This window comes from Arthrobacter sp. Ha26 (genome assembly GCF_059091705.1).
In genome coordinates this window covers 926,057-943,533 of the sequence record NZ_JBNHGX010000001.1, presented here as the reverse complement: position 1 = coordinate 943,533, position 17,477 = coordinate 926,057, and the positions used below count along the sequence as shown (strand labels likewise).

Below are 17,477 nucleotides of genomic sequence, written 5' to 3'. Positions count from 1 at the left end.
TCGGCCCCGTGCGTTCCCATCCCATCGAGGAAGCATCATGCGCCGAACAGTACAACGTCGAACAGTTCAGGGCCGAACAGCGAAACGCCACGCAGCCGCCGGGGTCATCGCCCTTCTGGCCCTTTTCCTGCCCTCTGCCCTTCCGGCGGCGGCCTCGCCACCCAACAGTGACGACGTCATTATGCTCGACGGCGCCACCTCCGCCGAGGGCATCGCGGCTGGGGAGGGCAGGACTTTCTATGCCGGCGACCTGATGACCGGCGACATTTTCCGCGGCGACATCCGGGAGGATACTGCCAGGCTCTTCATCGATGCGCCCGACGGCAGGATGGCCGTGGGGATGAAGGCAGATGTCAGCAACCACCTGCTCTTCGTGGCGGGCGGGGCTACCGGCAAGGCTTTCGTCTACAACACCGAAACCCGCAAGACCGTAAAGGAATACGTTCTGGGCTCCGGGTTCATCAATGACGTGACCCTCACCGACCACGGTGCCTGGTTTACCAACTCCGCCGCTGCGGAACTCTACTTCATCCCGGTGGGCAGGCACGGGAAGCTGGGGGACCTCAAGATTCTGCCGCTTACTGGCCCGGCCGGCGACGCCGGTGATGCCTTCAATCTCAACGGCATCGCTGCCGCCAAGGGCGGCGAAGTCCTGATTGTGGCCCACTCGGGCAACTCCCAGCTCTACACCGTTGACCCGACCAGCGGCGAAAGTGCCGTGATCAAAGGGGTCAGCCTGCCCAACGTCGACGGGATCCTGGTCAAGGGCCGCACCCTGTGGGCGGTCCAGAACATGTCCAACCAGATCAGCAGGCTCAAGCTGTCCGGCGACCTGTCCTGCTTCACGGTGCAGGACGTGATCACCAGTAAGCAGTTCGACATTCCGACGACGGTAGCCAGGTTTGGCAACACCCTCGCCGCGGTCAACGCGAAGTTTGGAAAGCAGGCTACGCAGTATGAAGTGGTGTTGGTGCCCGCACGTGACTAGCTAAAACCCCAACTGCATAATCGGCTGCTAGATGGTCCGAGGAGCCTTGCCTAGGTTGTCCTTCAGTTCCTGGGCGTTCTGCCGCACCACGTACGCGGGCCGGTCGCGCTCCACACGCCAGCTGTCCTCGAGGAGACCGATGTTCACAGTGTCGAAACCAAATTCGTCGTACAGGCGGGTGACAAGTTCGGCAGCTTCCGGGTAGTCGCTGGCTGTTGCCAATGCACGGCGGTTTTCGGTGCCGGCGGGTGTCCCGTCCGTGGCGATCTGGGCGGCCGCGATGTGGTTGAAGCCCTTCGCCACCTTCGATTCAGGCAGGTGTTCCTGGAGCAGTCCCGAGGTAGTGGCCTCGCCGTTATCCAGTGCCGGGATGTGGCCATCCCGCTCCCAGTAGTAGTTGTTCGTGTCGATGACGATCTTGCCGGCCAGGGGTACCACCGGGATGTCCTTGTAGTTCTTGAGCGGCACGGTCACCACGGCGAAATCTCCTGCTTCCGCCGCTTCCGGAGCCGTGGCGGCCCGCGCCTTAGGGCCGAGTTCCGCCACCAGCCCGGCCAGGGTTTCCGGGCCGCGGGAGTTGCTGATCACCACGTCGTAGCCCAGCTCCACCGCCTTCCTGGCGATCGCGCTTCCAATATGTCCTGCACCGATGATTCCAATAGTTGTCATATCGCCCCCAACCACCGCTTCCGCGCAGATATTTCAACAGCGTTCCGGGAATAAATGCCGCAGGAAACGCGTACGATGCCGTCCTGCCGCCTCCGCATGGCGCGGCAGGTCGTCGTCGTGGTTCCTCCAGCGCAGGAGGGGCAGGTCCTGCCAATAACAAAACGCAATAGAACAAATTCGCCCAGTTAGTAACGGAGAAGCCTTGACCCCTCGCTCCTGCCGCTGATAAACGTTAAGGGCAGAAAGCGATTTCCCTCCCTCCTGCACCACCGCCCGAACCGCCCAGACAGGTTCGTCAGCCGAGGAGTGAAACGTTCCAACTGTCGTCCGGCGGACTCAGCTGCCGGCGCATCAAAGGAGATGTTCTTTTGGTTTACCACTCAAAATGTTCCCCCTCATCCCGGGGCGGCCGCGCCTGGAAAGCGGCTCCCCTCGCTGCAGCAGCTTCCCTGACGGCCGCAGCACTTGCTTTCACCGGCCTCCCCCTGGCACAAGCGGACAGCAGCACCGCGCCCGGGCAATCAAAGCAGGCAGAGCTCAAGCGCCAGGTGGAAAACCTGGACCGGGCGCCCGTGGCAGTGCTCACGGACCAGGGCGTTACCCTGGGCTGGCGCATGTTGGGCCTGGACCAGGACAGTGTTGGATTCCACGTGATCCGAGACGGCGTCCAGCTCACCGACGAGCCCATCCGCGATACCACCACCTACGTTGACCCGGCGGGTACGGCAACGTCGAAGTACGTCATCAAGACCGTGGGTAACGGCAATGGGCAGGACAAGCTCAGCGCCGAGTTCACGCCGCTGGCCCAGAATTACCTTCCCATCAAGCTGGATAAGCCGGCCGATGGCGTCAGCAAGGACGGAAAACCCTACAGCTACACGGCCAATGACTCGAGCGTCGCGGACCTGGACGGCGACGGCACCTACGAGATCATCCAGCTCTGGAATCCCACCAACGCGCAAGACAACTCAAAGTCCGGCTACACCGGCAACGTGTTTGTGGACGCCTACAAGATGGACGGCACCAAGCTGTGGCGCATCGACCTGGGCCGCAACATCCGCGCCGGCGCCCACTACACCCAGATCCTTGCCTACGACTTTGACGGCGACGGCAAGGCCGAGGTGTCCATGAAGACGGCGGACGGCACCACGGACGGCGCCGGAACCGTGATCGGCGACCCCGCAGCCGATTACCGGAACAGCGCCGGCTATGTCCTGTCCGGCCCGGAATTCCTTACCGTGTTCAACGGCGCTACCGGAGCGATCATGGACACCGTGCCCTACGACCCGCCCCGCGGCTCCGTCGCTGCCTGGGGTGACAACTACGGCAACCGCGTGGACCGCTTCCTCGCCGCCGTCGCCTATGTGGACGGCGAACACCCCTCCATGATGTTCAGCCGCGGCTACTACACCCGCGCCGTCCTGGTCACCTATGACCTGGTGGACGGCAAGCTGGTGAAGCGCTGGACCTTCGATTCGGACATCGCCGGTGCCGAGTACAAGGGCCAGGGCAACCACAACCTCTCTGTGGCTGACGTTGACCAGGACGGCAAGGACGAGTTTGTATTCGGCTCCATGACCATCGACGACGACGGCAAGCCCCTGTACAACACCAAGCTGGGCCACGGCGACGCCATCCACACAGGCGACCTGGACCCGTCGCGCCCGGGCCTGGAGACCTTCGCCGTGCACGAGAGCATGAGCCAGAGCGGCAACCGCGGCGCCACCTTCCGTGACGCCGCCACCGGCGAGATCCTCTGGAGCATCCCGGCCACGCGGGACACCGGCCGCGGCGCTGCAGGGGACATCGACCCGCGCTACGCCGGAGCCGAAGGCTGGGCCGTTGGCGGAGACGCCGCCTGGAACTCCCCGGTAGGCCAGCTGCGTTCAGCCAAGGGTGAGCTGATTGCTGAAAAGATCCCGGCAGCCAACTTCCTGGCCTGGTGGGACGGTGACCCGCTCCGCGAAATCGTCGACCACGACTTCGATGCCGCCACGCAGGTGGGCGTTCCCACCATTTCGAAGTGGAACTGGGAAACCGAAACCAGCGACAGGCTCCTGACCGCCACGGGCGCGCGGACCAACAACGGCACCAAGGGCAACCCGTCGCTCCAGGCGGACCTCCTGGGCGACTGGCGCGAGGAACTGGTCTTCCCGTCGTCGGACAGCACGGAACTGCGGATCTACACCAGCACCTCGCCCACCGAGGTCCGGCTCCGCACCCTGATGCATGACCCGATGTACCGCACCGGCGTTGCCCGCGAGGCCGTGGCCTACAACCAGCCACCGCACCCGAGCTTCTTCATCGGGGAGGGCATGGAGGCCCCGGCAGCACCGTCTGTGTTCTACGCAGGCGCCGGCAAGTAGCAGCAGCAACGCAGCAACGCCAAGCGCCGCCCGCCTCGGGGGAGAGGCGGGCGGCGCTTTGCTTTGCGGGAACGTCCGTCCGGTGCCGGCATGTCCGACGCCGGGACGATCCTCAGGCGGTCAGGTTGCGGTCAGTGCTGGCCGAGGTTGCCGCCAACAGGAGGCAGGCCGCCGTCGGGCCGCCGCTCGTCATCGCGGCGTTCGCCGGCGCTGCGGTTCTCGCCCTCAAGCGTCTCGTCCGACTCGCCGGTGGTGTCCACCAGCCCGTTGGTCTGGTCAAAGGCGTGTCCGATCCTGTCATCACCCAGGTCGGCGACCGAGCCGGTGGAGCCTGCTGCCGACGTCGTGCCTGCAGTGGTGCCTGTTCCCGTGGTGCCCATTCCCGCAGTCCCCATTCCTGCGGTGCCGGTGGTATCGGTGGTGATGTCCGTCGGAACCGGCGTGACAATGACCGGCTCTGCGGAATCCACTGGAGTTACCGTGACGTCCGCACCACCCTCTGCTGTCTCCTTGTTGCCGCCGGATGCCATGGCTGCCGCCGCGCCTGCCGCCGCTGCAAGGCCAACGCCTGCTGCGACCTTGCCGGATACGCCTGCCCTGCCCGAGTCGCCGCGGGATCCTGCAGCATCCTCGACGCCCGGCGTGCCCACCGGCGCCCCGGAGCTGACACTGCCGCGCCACGCGCCGCTGGCGTAGCCCTCGTCCTCGATGAATTCCTTGAACCGCTTCAGGTCTGCCTCGGCCTGGCGGTCCACCACGTTGAGCTTGTCACCCACTTTTTCGATGAGGCCTTCGGGCTCGTATTCGAGCGTCAGCTGGATGGAGGTCTGCCCGCCGCCCACGTCCTCGAAATCAACCGAGCCGGCGTTGGTGGCGCCTTCAGTGGCGGCCCATGCAACCTTGCGGTCCGGAATCTGTTCCAAAATCTTGGCTTCCCACTGCCTGCGGACGCCGCCGATCTCGGCAACCCACTGCAGGCGGTCGTCGCTGAGCTGCGTAACGCTCTTGACGCCGCCCATGAAGTGCGGGAATTCCTCGAACTGCGTCCACTGGTTGTAAGCGGTACTCACCGGTACGTTCACCAGAATGCGTTTTTCCACCTTCGTGCTCATAACGTCTCCTTCGCTGTGTAACCGGAACTGATGAGTCGGTAAAAATCATCAGCATGCTTACCAACATACCTTTTGGGCGGGCTGGTTTCCAGAGCGGGATGTACGACGTCGGCGCGTCGCCGCTGTTCCAAGGCGTACGAGTGCGTTCAGGGGAGGCGAAAAGCCGTCAGTTATTGCTTGTGGTCAGGAGACGTGGCGTCCGGCGTGTCCGGTCCCTCGGCCGGGTCCTGCGAGTGCGCCCGGATTTCTGTGGCGTCCGCATCGGGATCGCCCTCGGCGGGCGCCTCTGTATGGACCCGCTCATCCTGTAATGGATTCTCGCTCATGCCTGCTCCTCACCGCGCCGGGGACTTCGCTACAGATCATTCAGCGCTCCCCGGCACGGCCTGTCAAGGAGCGGTGAACCTCTGGCCGAGCCGGGTCTTCTGTGTTGGACTGGTGAGGCAGTGGGCAGCAATCGCCGTCCAGCACGGGCGGCACCTTTTCCAAACAGAACATGGACGGCCGGCGCTGACTGGCCATTGGAAGGAACACTCATGGCACCGTTCAAGATCGGATACTTCGTGGGGAGCCTGGCTACCGGCTCCATCAACCGCGTCCTGGCCAACGCGTTGATCAAACTGGCTCCCGAGGACCTGGAGTTCACGGAGATCCCCATCAAGGACCTACCCCTGTACAGCTACGACTACGATGCCGATTTCCCGCCTGAAGGACGAGCCCTTAAGGAGGCCATCGAGGGCTCCGACGGCATCCTGTTCATCTCACCCGAATACAACCGCTCCATCCCCGGTGCCCTCAAGAACGCCATCGACTGGGGGTCCCGGCCCTGGGGGAGCAACTCCTTTGCCCGCAAGCCCACCGGCATTATCGGAGCATCCCCTGGCAGCATCGGGACCGCGGTGATGCAGTCCTCCATGCGCAGCGTGCTGAGCTTCCTGGATGCGCCGCAGCTGAACGCCCCTGAGGTCTACTTCCACTACGACCCCGCCGCGTTCGGCGAGGACGGCGAGGTCAAGGACGAGGCGTCCGCCAAATTCCTGCGTCACTACATGGATGAGTACAGCGCTTTTGTTGCCCGCGTCCTGGCCGCGAACGCACCCGGCCACATCGGCGACATGGAGCCGGACACCGCCAAGCTCTCCCGGTAACCCGGCAGTCCAGGCGTACGGATGCCCGCCGGCCCAGCGACGGCGGGCATCCGAGTCTTTTGCCGGGTATCCGGGGCTTTCAGTCCAGCGGCAAGGTGACCGTCACGCTGGTGCCCCGGCCGGGGGCGGAGCTGATGTCCACGGTGCCGCCGGCTTCGTGGACGGCCACGGACATCAGCCGCAGGCCATAACCGTGGTGCCGGCCGCACGTGGCGAGTTTGCTGTCAAAGCCTGTGCCGTCGTCGGACACCACCAGGCGGATGCCGTGGTCCACTGCGGCGAGCTGGAGATTGAGCTGCGAGGCGTCTGAGTACTTGAAGGCGTTGCTGAGGGCCTCGCGCGCCGACTGGTACAGAAGCGTGGCGCAGTTCGCTGGAATCTCGATGCCCCAGTGCGGAGTATCCCAGCGGACCGCGGTGCCCTGCTGGCGGAGGGGCCCGGTGAGCCGGTCGATGCAGCCGGCCAGCCCCAGTGCGTAGAAGTCGAGCGGATGCTGATCCGTAAGCACTCCTCCTACGGTTTTAACTTCATCAAAAACCACTTTGTTTCCCATGACTTCCTGCTCCCCACAAGCTGGTTGGTCCTATGGCTCCAGCGTGGACCCGGAACGTCAACGGGCAGCAAGGTTTCCCGCAAGATCCGATCAATTCTGCGCGGCGGAGGGCGGGCGCCGGATTTGCGTCCGACGACAGGTGGCCGGCCCTGTAGAAGCCCGCCGCCACGTGCCGCCTGGATTGCTTGCGTGGTTCCCGGGCTCACTGACACGCCTGTATTACGCTGGGGTCTTTGAGGCTAGGCCGGCTTGCGGGGCCGGCGGTTGGGTGAGACGGGCTGGATCGGCCGGGAAGCGGGAAGTCATGCCGGTATGGATTCAGGCGCTGCTGTGGGGAACTGTTGCCGGGGCGGCGCTGGTCCTCGGGGCAGCGATGTCCTGGCGGTGGTCGCTGCCGCCCAAGCTGGTCTCATCCATCATGTCCTTCGGCGCGGGCGTCCTGATCTCCGCGCTGGCTTTCGAACTGGTGGACGAGGCCGTGCAGGGCGGGGGATTGTGGCCCACCGTGGTCGGGTTCCTGGCTGGCGCCGTGGTGTACGTCGGGGCCAACATGCTGCTCTCCCGGGCGGGGGCCAAGCACCGCAAGCGCTCGGGTGACCAGCAGCCCTCCGAATCGGACGATCCCGGCAGCGGCACTGCCATTGCCGTGGGTGCGCTGCTGGACGGTGTCCCGGAGTCGGTGGTGCTTGGTGTGAGCATGCTCGCAGGCGGAGTGGTTAGCCCGGCCATGATGGCTGCCGTGTTCATCTCCAACGTTCCCGAGGGGCTCTCCGGGACCGCAGGCATGAAGAAGGCCGGCCGGAGCGCCAAATATGTCTTCGGCCTGTGGGGCGGGATCGCGCTGCTTTGTGGAGTCGCGTCCCTCATCGGCTACGCAGCCCTGGAAAACGCACCCGGAGAAGTGGTTGCACTTATTACCGCGGTGGCGGCAGGGGGAATCCTGGCGATGCTCGCGGACACCATGATCCCGGAGGCCTTCGAGCAGCACCACAATCTCACGGGGCTCACTGCCTCGGTCGGGTTCCTGACCGCATTCACGGTGCACCACGTCGGGGGCTAGGCAACTTCCAGGGGTTCCGGCCCAACTTTTTCGGCTTGGCCAGGCGCCTTTCTTCCCGGGGGCTGTTAGCGTGGAGGCCCGGCCATTGAAGGAGGAGCGATGACGATCAACTCACCTGATTCACTGCCTGACGACGAGCAGCAAAGCGGCGCCAAGGGCTCTCAGGGCAACAACGACGGCGGTATCCCCGGCAGGGAAGACGGTGTGGGAATCGGCGCCGATGGAGAACCAAACACCTTCGAGCCCGAAGAAGATCCGGACGCAACCGAGGGGCCGGAAAGCGACTGAACGGCGGGACGAATTTGATGCCGGCAGCGCGCTGGCTCAAGGTTCAATCAAGAATGCCGCAGTCATGCCCAAATCGGCATTTTGCGTGATTCCCTGCCGGTAGATTCTTCTCTGTTTCCACGTTAATTCCCCAACACGGAAGCATGGAAAGCCCCCGCGCTGGAGCATGACTCGCGCGGGGGCTTTCGCCACAAAATACCAACCGCATCAACGCCTCATCCGCTGATACGCGCCTACACGAAACCTTCACTCTGCGTCTTTTCATCCGCCACCCGTACTCCGTAGTGGTAGGCAAGCTTTCCGCCGAGGTAGCCGGAGGCGCCGACCACCAGGTAGCCCATGAGGCTGAGGATGAACGGAATCAGGGTGAAGTCCTGCTTATCAGCGCCAAGGCGGAGGAAGAAGCCGATGATGAACAGGGCCACGGCAGTCAGGTTCAGCGACATGTGGATGAGCCCTGTCCGGTGGGCCGGTGTTCCCGCGGTAAGCGTCATAAAATCCATCAGGCCAAACAAGGCGGCGGCGAGTGCACCAAGGATGCCAATCCCCACGAGCCACTGAGCCCCGATGAGGAAGGGAGCGTCGTCGCTTCCAAGCAATGCCACGACGTCGAAAACCAGGCTCGCTGTCCAGGCGCCGATCGGGATGGTCACCAGGGTGGGGTGGAGCGGGTGCCCGTAGGGTCCGGCCAGTGGGGTTCTGGGGTGCTTTGACCGTTGGTGGGCAGTGAGGTCAGCCATGATTGCTCCTTATTCCGTTGAGGGTGCGTTATTCGGTGGGCTTCCGGGCTGGTTGTCGCGGAGGGCCAGTGCCGCCTGGACCAGGGCGGAGTGCGTCAGGGCTTGGGGGAAGTTGCCGAGGAACATGCCGGAGGACGGGTCCATCTCCTCGCTGTAGAGCCCCAGCGGCGAGCTCTTCTGCAGCAGCGCCTCAAACAGTGCCGTGGCTTCCTGATGCCGGCCGGTGGTTGCCAGGGCTTGGGCAAGCCAGAACGAGCAGGGGAGGAACGCCCCCTCCGTCCCGGGGAGGCCGTCCCGCCCCGGCGGATACCGGTAGAGCAGCGGGAAGCCGGCGGAGAGTTCCGACTGGACAGCGTCGATGGTTCCCCGGAGGCGGGACGAGTCCGTTTCCTCCAGGCTCGTGAGCGGAAGGACCAGCAGGGCGGCGTCCAGATCGTCGGAGCCGTACGTGCGGGTGTAGGAGTTCCGCGCCGCGTTGTAGCCATTGGTGCGCAGCTCTGCCGTGATGTGGCTTCGCGCCGTTTCCCAGCTAAGGCGGCGTCGTTTTCCTAAGTGGTGGGTAGCGGCGATGCGAAGGGCCCGGTCCAGCGCGAGCCACGCCATGACTTTGGAGTGGACGTGCTGGGCCGCGTCGCCACGTACTTCCCAGATCCCGGCGTCGGGCTCCCGCCAGGTGGCGGCAACCAGGTCAGCGAAGCCACGCATGGCCCGCCAGGTTTCCGAGGTGAGCTTGCGCCCCCTTTCCACGAATGCCCAGGAAGCGTCCAGCACCCAGCCGTAGCCGTCCAACTGGTGCTGGGTGGCAGCGAGATTCCCCGTCCTCACAGGACTGCTGCCTGCGTAACCGGGCCAGCGGGACAGGTTCCGCTCCGCCGGCACGTGTCCTCCCATCAAGGTGAGCAGTGCCGGAAGATGGGGCCGCTGCAACCGGCTGGCATGAAGCAGCCAGCCCAGGAAGCCCTCCGCCTCCTGTGTCTTTCCTGCCCGCAGGAAAGCGCCGACGCCGATGCTGGCGTCGCGGGGCCAGGCGTACCTGTAGTCCCAGTTGCGGATGCCGCCGGGGGCCTCGGGCAGCGAGGTGGTGGGGGCAGCCACCGGAGCACCGGAAGGGGAGTAGGTGAGCAGCCGGAGCGTGAGCAGGCTGCGCACAACCGCGGGCCGGTACGGGAGGGCGATGTCCACCTCCTCCGTCCACGCCTGCCAGCGGCCCTCGTCCCGCTGGACAAGGTCCCACGCTGCCCCGGTTTCTACATGGATCAGGGGTTCACCGTAGGCCAGCGCCAGGACAAGCGTCAGGGGATTCCCTGGAACGACGTCGAAGGTCAGTGGGTACCCTGGCTCAAGGTCCAGGCGGGGGGTCATTTCGAGGGAGGTCGCCAGCCGGCCCCAGTCGCAGATCAGCCCGGGCCCACGGCGGACCCGCGGGAGGAGGTGCTGTTCGCCGAGCCGCGGGTCGAACAGCACAGTGGCGGGCACGGGTGCGCCTTCGGCGGCGAGGCGCCGCACCAGGAGGGTTGTGGGCAGCAGCTGTCCCTGGACTTCCGCGATCATCGCCTCTGTCAGGGTGAGCCGGCCATCGCCGGCCGCCCATACCGTTTCCAGGGTGGCAGTGTTGTCGCGGTACCGCCGCGAAATCACGTGGGCAGGCTGCGCCGGTCCTGCGAGGAAGCTGCCCGCCTCCGGGCCGCCCAGCAAGGCACCAAAGAGAGGCTCGCCGTCGAACGCGGGAGCGCAGAGCCAGTCAACGGAGCCCGTGGAGGAGACAAGGGCGGCAGTCCGAGTGTCACCGAGGAGCCCGTAATCCGCAATCGGTGTGACGCCCTCCCGCCGGGCCTGGAGGGGAGCGGGATGCTCCTGCTGAGGCGGGGCCGGAGCGCGGTGGTCAAGGCTAATGGCGCCCCCAGGAGCAGGCCAAGCACAGTGCCGTATGCCACGTGGGCAACCACTGCGACGGCGGGTGTCTGGATGCCGTAGTTCAGCCCCAACAGGCCCGGAGGTTCCAGTGAGGCCGTCGTCAAGAGTCCTGCCCGGGTGGACGCCATTCGAGGATGGACGCCGGGCAGCAGGGAAAGGATGACCGTCAGTGCGATTGTGACGTGAAGCAATCCCAGCAGCGCGCCGAGCCACCATGTTGCCTGCCCCAGCAGCGCGAACACCGCAGCGTATCCCAACGCGAACCCCTGCCCGGCGGCGAGGTGGATGAAGAAGCCAGCCGCCCGGGCTTTATCCGGATCAGGGGTGACCAGGGTTCCGAGCACCAGGGGGAGGTCCAGGCGGGTCAACCCGGCCATCTGGGCGGCGATCATCACAGCCGTCAGGACGGCGGTCGCCAGCAGCCCGAATACGGCCCAGCCTTGCCAGTCCATTCCAGGTCACCTGGCCTTGGCGCCCATACCCTGCCTGCGCAGGAACGTGAGCGTCCGACTCCGCCACAGCATCGTGGACTCCTTCTAAAAGTAGGTTCTCTAATTTTAGAAGGAGCGGGATCTTTAAACAAGCAAAGCGGCTTTAGAAACGCATAGCCCAGGCGCTGGTCAGCCCGGAATCAGTCCCTGCTCCTGCAGGTCCTGCCACAGTTCATCCGGAACCCCAGCGGACATGCGGTCCGCGCTTTCGCTGATCTGCTCCCGCCGGCTGGCTCCCACAGTGACGTTGACGACGGCGGGGTGGCGGAAGGGGAACTGGATGGCGGCGGTGGGCAGTTCGACGCCATGCTCTTTGCAGATGCTTGCCAGCTGCCGGGCCCGATCCAGAATTTCCTTTGGGGCCTGTGAGTAGTTGTAGTGCGCGTCCGAAGACAGCTCAGCCTTGGCGAGGATGCCGGAGTTGTAGACGCCCACGCTCACCACTCCCGTCCCCAGCTCGAGGCACCTGTCCAGCAGCCCCTCGCCTGGGCGGCCGTCCGAGCCCGGCTGTTCCAGCATGGTGAACCTGCCTGCCAGCATCAGGAAATCCAGGTTCGCCGCTTCCACGCACTGCAAGGCTGCGCCGGCGGTGTTGGTGCCCACCCCGATGGCCTGCACCAGGCCTTCGGCCCGGACTTTCTCGAGTGCCGGCAGTGCGGACTTCACGGCGTCTTCCATGCTGTACACGTCGGGATCGTGCAGGTAGGCGACATCGATGTAGTCCAGGCCCAGCCGCTCCAATGACTGCTCGATGCTGCGCCGCACTCCTGCTTCTGAGGGGTCCCATTCGCGCCGGAACTCGGCAGGCACGTCGAATCCCTCCGGATCCTTGTTGTCCTTGGTCGCCGGCGACGGGACGAGCACCCGGCCCACCTTCGTGGAGAGGACGAACTCGTTGCGCGGCCTGCCGGCAAGGACCTTGCCCATCCGCCGCTCGGACAGGCCCAGCCCGTAGTGCGGTGCCGTGTCAAAGTAGCGGATCCCGGAGTCCCAGGCGGCTTCCACCGTTGCGGCCGCCTGCTCATCCGGGATGGCGCGGTACAGGTTTCCTACTCCGGTCCCGCCAAAGCCAAGGCTCCCAAGCCGATCCCGCAACTGTGCGTTGTCCTGGTCCATTCCTGCTCCTTCGATTCGGAGTGCCTTGAGGCCGCGATGGCAAGGAGCCTAAATTCGCCCGGTGGCGCTGTCAACGGAAACCGGGCCGCGAATCAGGCGGCTGAATTCGCGGGAACAGCTTTCGGCGCGAGCTCACGCCGCAGCCGTCCGGCCTGAATGATGATGCCCATTGCGGCGAAGGCAATGATGACTGCCGCGTAGGACTGGAGGGTGGGAACCAGGCCGAGGAGGGGCACAAGCTGGCCGGCAATGATCAGGGGGACGCTGAATGCCAGGTACGCAGCGGCGTAGATGCCGGAGAAGACGCCTGCGCGCTGGTTCGGCTGGATGTGCGGGCCGATCAGCCGAAGCTGTCCGCCGAACGCGGCACCGAAGCCACTGCCTCCCAGCACCGCACCGGCCCAGACGGCGGGGAGCCAGGTTTCATTGACGCCGAGGAGGACCAGGATGATCCCGGCGAGGATAAGGATCACACCCAGGAGGGTGCTGCGCCGCGCGGGGTGCCGGGCGAACACGAAACTCGAGACCGCGGCTGCAAATGGGCCGAGGAATGAAGTGAAACCGGCAACCAGGCCGCCATCCAGACCGAAATGGAGCCGGAGCACCGCCGGTGAAAGCCCAAGGAAGAGGGCCGGGAACATCCAGCCGGCGATGTGCACCGGGATGCCTGCGAAGAACTCGCCGCGGATGCCCGCCGGAATTTCAAGGCGCGGGGTCAGTGAACGGAGCGCGCCGGGCCGCCTGCCGGCCGTCTCGGCAGTGGAAGCCACGAAGCCGATCGCAAGCACCATGGCCCCGCTGAGAACCGAAAAGATGAGCGTATTGGCGTCCGGGGTGAACTGGACTGCAACCCCGGCCAGGAGCGCACCGATGCCAAGGCCGCCCGCCACGGACGCTCCTGCCAGGGCTCCGCCGAACTTTTTCAGGTGGGCCGGGGCGTGCTCGATGATCGCTGCGTTGAAAGCGCTGGTGGCCAGCCCGGTGGCGACGCCCTGCAGGGCCCGTGCGATGATCACCCAGGTGATGGTCGGCGCCAACAGGAAGGCGATCATTGACATCAACTCGCCGTAGAGGGCGGCGAGCATGACCGGGCGGCGGCCAAGGTGGTCAGAGAGCGAGCCGCCCACCAGGAGCGCGGCCAGAAGGGTCAAGGCATAAATCGAGAAGGCGAGGGTGAGGGTGCCCGCCGAGAAGCCCCATTCTTGCTGGCGGAGCGAGAGGAGCGGCGTCGGGGCGCCGGCGGCTAGAAAGAACGCCGCGAAAACCGCGGCCAATCCGACAAATGAGGAACGGGCTGAGGGTATACGGGACAAGATTGAGGTCTCCTTAGACAGATCGGTCTAACAAGAAACCAGTTAGACAGATCGGTTCAATGAAGTCAAGCCTTTTTAGACAGATCTGTCTGATAGTCTTGGCTTATGACTTCCATCCGGGTTCCAGCACGCCAGCGTCTCCTGGACGCGGCGGACAGATTGTTTTATGCGGAGGGCGTCCACACCGTCGGGATTGACAGGGTCATCGAAGAGGCCGGAGTTGCGAAAGGGTCCCTCTTCTACAACTTCTCGGGCAAGGAAGAACTCGTAGCCGCCTATCTCGCCGGCCGGGACCAGCGCCGGCGAGACCGGATTTTCCGGTACCAGCAAGGGCTGGAAGACCCCGTGGAGAAACTGCTCGCCATGTTCGACGCTCTGCAGGAAGCCGTCAGTGAGCCCGGCTACAAAGGCTGCGCCTTCGCCAACGCGAACGCGGAAGCCCTGCCGGGGAGCGTGGAGGCCAAAGCGCTGCGAACATTCCGGGAGTGGCTCAGCACCATGCTCCTGGAACTGTGCGGGGAAGCCGGGTTCGCTGATGCCGCCGGCGTGGCGGCCCGCCTCGGCCTGCTCTACGACGGGGCGGTGGCCAACGCACAGCTTGATGCGCATACTGATTCGGCCCGGTTGGCGAAGGAACTCGCGTCGATGGTTCTTAACAACTCACCCAAGCGTCCTGAGTAAGCCGGGGGCGGCGGGGGTGGCCTGCCCGTTAGGCTCCGTCACTTCCGCCACGGGGTGAGCCGTGGCAACCACCCCGGGACATTGCGTTTGTAGTCCAGGTACTGCTGGCCGTAGGTGCTGGTGAGCGTCGGCTCCTCGTAGCCCTTCACGAAGGCGACCACCGCGGTGAGGGCGATTGCGGCGTACAACACCAGCCACAAGCTGCCGAACACCAGCGCCTGGCCGAGGATGATGGTGAGCACCGCAAGGTACATAGGGTTACGTACGAACCGGTAGACGCCCGTGACCACGAGCGTCTCGGTCGGGGCGACCGGCGCGGGTGTGCCGCGGTGCATGGCGAACAGTGCGAAGGCGTGCAGGAGGAAGGCCACCCCGACGGCGATCGCGAGCCAGGCGACCGGCGCCACCCAGGCAGCACCTCCCCAGGCATACGGACGCCAGCCGGAAATGAGCCACGGGATAAAGCCCGCGACGATGCCGGGCGCCAGGAACAGGAACACGATGGTGCCGAGCCATGCGCGGGCTGTAGAGGCTGAGTGCGCCATGAGCGTCAGGCTAGCGTGCTTCCTCCACCGGGGCGAGGGGGAGATGTTGAGGGGACAGAGGAACGTCCGGGCCGGCCGCTGTTTGCGGCTGGCCCGGACGTTTTATTTTGGGACCGGATTTAGTTGAGGTCGAAGCGGTCCAGTTCCATGACTTTTGTCCATGCTGCGGTGAAGTCGTTGATGAATTTTTCTTTGGCGTCGTTGCTGGCGTAGACCTCGGCGAGGGCGCGGAGTTGGGAGTTGGATCCGAAGACGAGGTCTACTGGGGTGGCGGTCCATTTGAGTTCGCCGGTGGTGATGTCGGTGATGTCGTAGATGTTTTCCTCGGTCTCGGAGGCTTTCCATTTGGTGCCGGGGGAGAGCAAGTTGATGAAGAAGTCGTTCGTGAGGACGTGGGGTTTGTCGGTGAGGACGCCGTGGCTGGTGCCGCCGGTGTTGGTGCCCAGGGCGCGCATGCCGCCGATGAGGGCGGTCATTTCCGGGGCGGAGAGGTCCAGCATGTAGGCCTTGTCCAGCAGGAGGGTTTCGGGTGGGAGTTTCTGGCCGGGGCGCAGGTAGTTGCGGAACCCGTCGGCGCGGGGCTTGAGGTATTGGAAGGACTCGACGTCGGTCTGGTCCTGGGTGGCGTCGGTGCGTCCGGGACGGAACGGCACGGTGACGGGGAACCCGGCGTCGGCTGCTGCCTTTTCGACGGCGGCGGTGCCTCCCAGGACGATAAGGTCAGCCAGGGAGACTTTCTTGCCGCCGGTCTGGGCGGTGTTGAATTCTTCCTGGACCCGTTCAAGGACGGGGAGGACGGTGGAGAGCTGTTCGGGTTCGTTCGCTTCCCAGCTGCGCTGGGGTTCGAGGCGGATCCGGGCGCCGTTGGCTCCGCCGCGCCGGTCGGTCTTGCGGTAGGTTGCGGCCGAAGCCCAGGCGGTGCCGGCGAGCTGCGGGATGGTCAGGCCGGAGTCCAGGAGCCGGGTTTTGAGCGCGGCGATGTCTTCCTCGCCGATCAGTTCGTGGTCCACGGCCGGGACGGGGTCCTGCCAGAGCTGGGCTTCGGGAACCCACGGGCCGAGCATGTGCGGGCCGACCGGGCCCATGTCGCGGTGCAGGAGCTTGTACCAGGCCTTGGCGAACGCGAGGGCGAATTCGTCCGGGTTGTCCAGGAAGCGGCGCCCGATTTTTTCGTAGGCGGGGTCGAAGCGCAGGGACAGGTCGGTGGTCAGCATCGTGGGGCGGTGCTTTTTGTCCGGGTCGTGGGCGTCCGGGATGATTTCGGGGGCGTCCTTGGCCACCCACTGCTTGGCGCCGCCGGGGCTTTGGACGAGTTCCCATTCGTACTCGAAGAGGATTTCCAGGAAGCGGTTGCTCCATTGGGTGGGCTTGTCCGTCCAGGTCACTTCGAGGCCGGAGGTGATGGTGTCTGCGCCCTTGCCGGTGCCGTAGGTGCTGAGCCAGCCCAGGCCCTGGGCTTCGAGGTCGGCGCCTTCGGGTTCGGGACCGACGTGGGCGTCGGCGGGCCCGGCGCCGTGGGTCTTGCCGAAGGTGTGGCCGCCGGCGATCAGTGCGAAGGTCTCTTCATCGTTCATGGCCATGCGCTTGAAGGTTTCCCGGATGAACGCGGCCGCGGCGACAGGGTCCGGGTTGCCCATGGGTCCTTCGGGGTTGACGTAGATCAGGCCCATCTCGGTGGAGCCGACGTCTTCGGACATCTGGCCTTCGCCGATGTAGCGTTCATCGCCGAGCCAGGCGTCTTCGGGTCCCCAGAAGATTTCCTCGGGCTCCCAGACGTCCTCTCGGCCGAACGCGAAGCCGAAGGTTTTGAAGCCCATCGATTCGAGGGCCACGTTGCCGGCGAGGACCAGCAGGTCGGCCCAGGAGAGCTTCTGGCCGTACTTCTGCTTGACCGGCCACAGCAGCCGCCGGGCCTTGTCCAGGTTCGCGTTGTCCGGCCAGCTGTTCAGCGGCGCGAACCGCTGCCCGCCGTCGCCGGCACCGCCGCGGCCGTCCTGGATGCGGTAGGTCCCGGCCGCGTGCCAGCTCATCCGGATCATCAACCCGCCGTAGTGGCCAAAGTCCGCCGGCCACCAGTCCTGGGAGGTGGTGAGGACCTCGGTGATGTCCCGCTTCAGGGCCTCGACGTCGAGCTTCGCGAACTCCTCCCGGTAGCTGAACGATGCGCCCAAGGGGTTGCTCGCCTGGCCGTGGGCGTGGAGCACCGAAAGGTCCAGCTGGTTGGGCCACCAGTCCGCGACCGTCCGGGGCCGATGCCCCTTGGGCTGGGGCGAATCAATCGCCGGGTTCTCACTCTCACTGCCATGCGAGGTGACACTGCCATGAGCCACCGGGCACCCGCCCCCAGCCTTACCATCAAGGCCCTGAGCGCTTCCCGGAGTGGGAACCGGAGGATGGTCCTGTGAATCGGTCATATGCTTCCTTCCCTAAAGCCCACGCCACAAACGGACCCAGGCAGTTGGTTCCTTTACAGAGGCCGCCCAGCCGGGCGGA

16 protein-coding genes are annotated in these 17,477 nt (G+C 65.3%); 6 read left to right on the top strand and 10 right to left on the bottom strand.

Annotated features, from left to right (window positions below):
• Window positions 1-37 precede the first annotated feature (37 nt).
• Window positions 38-988 (top strand): SMP-30/gluconolactonase/LRE family protein, encoded by a 951-nt coding sequence (locus AC5RVY_RS04475; RefSeq protein WP_493953478.1) that lies wholly within the window; start codon window positions 38-40, stop codon window positions 986-988.
• 27 nt (window positions 989-1,015) lie between these two features.
• On the opposite strand, the gene AC5RVY_RS04470 is transcribed toward AC5RVY_RS04475, so the two are convergent.
• The gene (locus AC5RVY_RS04470; RefSeq protein ID WP_493953477.1) at window positions 1,016-1,657 is read right to left on the bottom strand and encodes an NADPH-dependent F420 reductase; all 642 of its coding nucleotides are present in this window, start codon (window positions 1,655-1,657) and stop codon (window positions 1,016-1,018) included.
• 368 nt (window positions 1,658-2,025) lie between these two features.
• Between AC5RVY_RS04470 and AC5RVY_RS04465 the strand changes: the two genes are divergently transcribed.
• Window positions 2,026-4,023 (top strand): rhamnogalacturonan lyase, encoded by a 1,998-nt coding sequence (locus tag AC5RVY_RS04465; protein WP_493953476.1) that lies wholly within the window; start codon window positions 2,026-2,028, stop codon window positions 4,021-4,023.
• A gap of 131 nt (window positions 4,024-4,154) precedes the next feature.
• Here AC5RVY_RS04465 and AC5RVY_RS04460 read toward each other — a convergent pair whose 3' ends face one another.
• Window positions 4,155-5,135: an SRPBCC family protein gene (locus AC5RVY_RS04460; protein ID WP_493953475.1), complete on the bottom strand. Its 981-nt coding sequence runs from the start codon at window positions 5,133-5,135 to the stop codon at window positions 4,155-4,157.
• 170 nt (window positions 5,136-5,305) lie between these two features.
• The gene (locus tag AC5RVY_RS04455; RefSeq protein ID WP_493953474.1) at window positions 5,306-5,461 is read right to left on the bottom strand and encodes a hypothetical protein; all 156 of its coding nucleotides are present in this window, start codon (window positions 5,459-5,461) and stop codon (window positions 5,306-5,308) included.
• Between the two features lie 210 nt (window positions 5,462-5,671).
• Between AC5RVY_RS04455 and AC5RVY_RS04450 the strand changes: the two genes are divergently transcribed.
• Window positions 5,672-6,283, top strand: a complete 612-nt coding sequence (locus AC5RVY_RS04450; protein WP_493953473.1) for an NADPH-dependent FMN reductase — start codon at window positions 5,672-5,674, stop codon at window positions 6,281-6,283.
• Between the two features lie 79 nt (window positions 6,284-6,362).
• On the opposite strand, the gene AC5RVY_RS04445 is transcribed toward AC5RVY_RS04450, so the two are convergent.
• Window positions 6,363-6,836, bottom strand: coding sequence for a sensor histidine kinase (locus AC5RVY_RS04445; RefSeq protein WP_493953472.1), 474 nt, complete (start codon window positions 6,834-6,836; stop codon window positions 6,363-6,365).
• Between the two features lie 304 nt (window positions 6,837-7,140).
• Between AC5RVY_RS04445 and AC5RVY_RS04440 the strand changes: the two genes are divergently transcribed.
• Window positions 7,141-7,896, top strand: a complete 756-nt coding sequence (locus AC5RVY_RS04440; RefSeq protein WP_493953471.1) for a ZIP family metal transporter — start codon at window positions 7,141-7,143, stop codon at window positions 7,894-7,896.
• A 99-nt stretch (window positions 7,897-7,995) separates the two neighbouring features.
• Window positions 7,996-8,184, top strand: coding sequence for a hypothetical protein (locus AC5RVY_RS04435; RefSeq protein ID WP_493953470.1), 189 nt, complete (start codon window positions 7,996-7,998; stop codon window positions 8,182-8,184).
• 233 nt (window positions 8,185-8,417) lie between these two features.
• Here the strand turns inward: AC5RVY_RS04435 and AC5RVY_RS04430 are convergent, their stop codons facing one another.
• From AC5RVY_RS04430 to AC5RVY_RS04415, 4 genes are all read right to left on the bottom strand, one after another.
• Entirely contained in the window at window positions 8,418-8,924 is a 507-nt protein-coding gene (locus tag AC5RVY_RS04430) for a DUF2231 domain-containing protein (protein WP_493953469.1), read from the bottom strand.
• A gap of 9 nt (window positions 8,925-8,933) precedes the next feature.
• Entirely contained in the window at window positions 8,934-10,733 is a 1,800-nt protein-coding gene (locus AC5RVY_RS04425; protein ID WP_493953703.1) for a glycoside hydrolase family 15 protein, read from the bottom strand.
• 725 nt (window positions 10,734-11,458) lie between these two features.
• The gene (locus AC5RVY_RS04420) at window positions 11,459-12,445 is read right to left on the bottom strand and encodes an aldo/keto reductase (RefSeq protein WP_493953468.1); all 987 of its coding nucleotides are present in this window, start codon (window positions 12,443-12,445) and stop codon (window positions 11,459-11,461) included.
• A gap of 92 nt (window positions 12,446-12,537) precedes the next feature.
• The gene (locus tag AC5RVY_RS04415; RefSeq protein ID WP_493953467.1) at window positions 12,538-13,758 is read right to left on the bottom strand and encodes an MFS transporter; all 1,221 of its coding nucleotides are present in this window, start codon (window positions 13,756-13,758) and stop codon (window positions 12,538-12,540) included.
• A gap of 105 nt (window positions 13,759-13,863) precedes the next feature.
• Here AC5RVY_RS04415 and AC5RVY_RS04410 point away from each other — a divergent pair, with 105 nt between their 5' ends.
• The gene (locus AC5RVY_RS04410; RefSeq protein ID WP_493953466.1) at window positions 13,864-14,439 is read left to right on the top strand and encodes a TetR/AcrR family transcriptional regulator; all 576 of its coding nucleotides are present in this window, start codon (window positions 13,864-13,866) and stop codon (window positions 14,437-14,439) included.
• 38 nt (window positions 14,440-14,477) lie between these two features.
• On the opposite strand, the gene AC5RVY_RS04405 is transcribed toward AC5RVY_RS04410, so the two are convergent.
• Together AC5RVY_RS04405 and katG are read right to left on the bottom strand one after the other, a co-directional pair.
• On the bottom strand, window positions 14,478-14,984 hold the full coding sequence (locus tag AC5RVY_RS04405; protein WP_493953465.1) for a methyltransferase family protein: 507 nt from the start codon (window positions 14,982-14,984) through the stop codon (window positions 14,478-14,480).
• Between the two features lie 119 nt (window positions 14,985-15,103).
• Window positions 15,104-17,398 (bottom strand): catalase/peroxidase HPI, encoded by a 2,295-nt coding sequence (gene katG / locus AC5RVY_RS04400; RefSeq protein ID WP_493953464.1) that lies wholly within the window; start codon window positions 17,396-17,398, stop codon window positions 15,104-15,106.
• Window positions 17,399-17,477 lie beyond the last annotated feature (79 nt).

What these genes read in the sequence shown, in the direction of transcription:
- AC5RVY_RS04475 (WP_493953478.1), top strand. Translation starts at nt 38, where the DNA reads ATGCGCCGAACAGTACAACGTCGAACAGTTCAGGGCCGAACAGCGAAA.
- AC5RVY_RS04470 (WP_493953477.1), bottom strand. Translation starts at nt 1,657, where the DNA reads ATGACAACTATTGGAATCATCGGTGCAGGACATATTGGAAGCGCGATC.
- AC5RVY_RS04460 (WP_493953475.1), bottom strand. Translation starts at nt 5,135, where the DNA reads ATGAGCACGAAGGTGGAAAAACGCATTCTGGTGAACGTACCGGTGAGT.
- AC5RVY_RS04455 (WP_493953474.1), bottom strand. Translation starts at nt 5,461, where the DNA reads ATGAGCGAGAATCCATTACAGGATGAGCGGGTCCATACAGAGGCGCCC.
- AC5RVY_RS04450 (WP_493953473.1), top strand. Translation starts at nt 5,672, where the DNA reads ATGGCACCGTTCAAGATCGGATACTTCGTGGGGAGCCTGGCTACCGGC.
- AC5RVY_RS04445 (WP_493953472.1), bottom strand. Translation starts at nt 6,836, where the DNA reads ATGGGAAACAAAGTGGTTTTTGATGAAGTTAAAACCGTAGGAGGAGTG.
- AC5RVY_RS04440 (WP_493953471.1), top strand. Translation starts at nt 7,141, where the DNA reads ATGCCGGTATGGATTCAGGCGCTGCTGTGGGGAACTGTTGCCGGGGCG.
- AC5RVY_RS04435 (WP_493953470.1), top strand. Translation starts at nt 7,996, where the DNA reads ATGACGATCAACTCACCTGATTCACTGCCTGACGACGAGCAGCAAAGC.
- AC5RVY_RS04430 (WP_493953469.1), bottom strand. Translation starts at nt 8,924, where the DNA reads ATGGCTGACCTCACTGCCCACCAACGGTCAAAGCACCCCAGAACCCCA.
- AC5RVY_RS04420 (WP_493953468.1), bottom strand. Translation starts at nt 12,445, where the DNA reads ATGGACCAGGACAACGCACAGTTGCGGGATCGGCTTGGGAGCCTTGGC.
- AC5RVY_RS04410 (WP_493953466.1), top strand. Translation starts at nt 13,864, where the DNA reads ATGACTTCCATCCGGGTTCCAGCACGCCAGCGTCTCCTGGACGCGGCG.
- AC5RVY_RS04405 (WP_493953465.1), bottom strand. Translation starts at nt 14,984, where the DNA reads ATGGCGCACTCAGCCTCTACAGCCCGCGCATGGCTCGGCACCATCGTG.
- katG (WP_493953464.1), bottom strand. Translation starts at nt 17,398, where the DNA reads ATGACCGATTCACAGGACCATCCTCCGGTTCCCACTCCGGGAAGCGCT.